The sequence below is a fragment of the Petrachloros mirabilis genome (genome assembly GCF_975968855.1).
On record NZ_CDLUDY010000174.1, the window covers coordinates 1 to 2581 of the forward strand.

Consider the following 2581-nt stretch of genomic DNA (forward strand, 5'->3'; position numbering starts at 1 on the left):
GCGAGCGACATTGGAGGGATATCGAGAGCATCTCCACGAGTACTCTGAAATGGGGTTCATGGAGGTCTGGTACGCGACCATCGATGAGCAGAGCATCTTGAATGTGATATCGCCCGATGCGCGACAACGCGCTGGAGCTGTCTTCAAAAGAGCCAGCAAGCGCAACCACTTGCAAGTTCTGGAAAAAATGACCGAACTTGTTGACGACCGATGTCGCATTATCGACGAACCGCCATTGATATTTCATGTTGAAACGATAGCAAGCGGACGACCTAGCCGAGAAGCGCTCGGAATGTTCCTGGAAGTCTATCTCGAATCACTGGCGGAAGACCGTCGAGAATTGCTGTCCCGATATCAAGTCGTCGATGTCGCCCGCAAAGTTGTCGGCGTGGGAAGCGTTGGTACCCACTGTTGGGTCGTGTTTTTGCAGGGGGCGCATTCCTCTGATCCACTTTTTCTCCAAGTGAAAGAAGCACAACCCAGCGCACTGAAGCCTTACTTCCCTCAGCCGAGAACGCACTTAAATGAGGGTCACCGCGTCGTAATGGGACAACGGCTGATTCAGGGGTCGCCGGATATATTTCTGGGTTGGGGGGAGCTAGACGGGTTTCAGTTTTATGTCCGTCAACTACGCGACATGAAAGGCGGAGCCGAACTTATCCCAGGCAAGACGAAGATGAGCAATTTCATCGAGCATTGTCGTCTATGTGGTTGGGCAACGTCGCTTGCCCATGCAAAGTCGGGGGATGCGGCAATGATCGCCGGGTACATTGGAAATTCGAAGGTATTTGAGGAGGCATTCGGCCGGTTCGCGTTGCGTTACATTGACCAAGTTGATGAGGATTATGATCGGTTCGCCGCGGCAGCTCGCGATGGTTCAATTCAGGTCGCAGAGCTAGTTTGAACCACATAGCGCGCCCCTCGATGGTCGGCGGTTCCTCGCAATCACGTGATTCCGAACGACAAGAAGTCTATGACCGCACATCTCGTTTTTCGTGTGCCGACCGTGTTTGGACATCCGGAAGGCAACACTATCCGGGATCGTTTTGGTGAGATCCAGGTGGACACGGCGGAGTCGAAGAACCTGAGCATGCGTGGAAAACTATCACGCCGTTCCCGGCAACATAGTTCGCCTACGTACATTCACCGACGATATCCATAAGCTATGGCTCCATCCGCTGCGGCGACGCAGCCAGCGGAGTAAATGGACCTGGTCGCGAATGCATCGCTTGGCGCGCAGGCACATTCCGCAGCCACGGATCTTTCATCGTTATCCAAACAAGCGATTTCGCGATCGACTCGCGGCAAGAGCCGTATGAGGTAATTCTTCACGTACGGATCTGGGCGGGGGGCGGCTGGCAACAGCCGGCCCTAGTGCGATCCGCGGCGTCGAAGGAAAATTGGTAAGTCGCTTCGGATGAATTGACCGCCAGCAGGAAGGATGGTCCAATCTGCGGGCGGTGAAAAGGACCAGTGCGCTTAAGGCGATTCAACGCCCGAAGGCATAGAGATGCTCGTCTGTGCGAACATAGATCTTTCCATCAACGAATGCCGGTGTCGCCATGATGCGTTCGCCAAGGTCATTCTTTGACAACACCTCAGCTTTATCTCCCGCCTTAAACACAACGATGACACCGCGTTCAGACGCGACGTAGACGTTGGAGTTGGCGACGACAGGTGATGACGAGTACGGCCCTCCGCTTCCTAAGCGAGATCGGAACTTCAGCTCTCCGGTCTTCACGTCGAGGCATGAGACGATTCCTCCGGTCTTGATTAAGTAAAGACGCCCCTCGTAGTACAAGGGAGATGGAGAGTCTGGAATACCGCGACCAACTCGCCAAACGACATGGGTTTCCGTAACGTCGCCGTTTCCACCGGGACGAATTGCGACCGCGGCATCTTGAAATCTCGTAAAACGGTTAGACGTGGCCTCCGAAGCTTCTGTCCACTCTTCGCGAGTAGCGAATCCATCCTGGTCTTTATCGGCCTGCCAGAACCAACTGTGTAGAGACATGACGGCGGCGCCTGGTCGGTCTCTCGGATCGATTGAAACTTCACGTGGCGCTTCGTCCCGCGAAATCCTACCGTCTTTGTCCTTGTCATACCGGTCGACGATTTCGCCAAAATCGGGAACAGCAATCGGTTGTTCGGGATCGCCACCAATCTCAGTCCCTGCAACAAAGACGAGGCCGCTGCCCATTACTGGCACGCCGACTGCATCAAGAGGTAGTCCGTCGACGCTCCAACGCTCAGAGCCATCACGGAGATTATAGGCAATTAGTCGCTTGCGTCCGAAAACAACTAATTCCTCGCCGCTGCTAGTCGGTCTCACAACAGGAGTCGACCACGACGGCTCACTCGGCCGTTCTTTTTCCCAGATGGTTGTGCCATCTTTCGCGTCCAATGCCATTACGTATGCAGGCGTTTTTTTGTCGCCTCGCCCACGATACTGATCACGAACGAGGATCAACTTGTTACCTGCCAGGATGGGCGAAGTGCCAGAGCCCCACTGTGTGATTGGAATCGGCATCTGCTTTTTCCAAAGCAGACTTCCCTTCAGGTCATAGCAGAGAAGTCCATA

General features: G+C 54.3%; 2 protein-coding genes. One reads left to right on the plus strand and one right to left on the minus strand.

The window, feature by feature from the left end:
• Positions 1–904, plus strand: a 904-nt coding sequence (locus ACWVCN_RS07145; RefSeq protein ID WP_455244872.1) for a DUF2252 family protein, incomplete at its 5' end; no start/stop codon positions are given.
• A gap of 585 nt (positions 905–1489) precedes the next feature.
• Here ACWVCN_RS07145 and ACWVCN_RS07150 read toward each other — a convergent pair.
• On the minus strand, positions 1490–2581 hold a 1092-nt coding region (locus tag ACWVCN_RS07150; protein WP_455244873.1), incomplete at its 5' end, for an outer membrane protein assembly factor BamB family protein.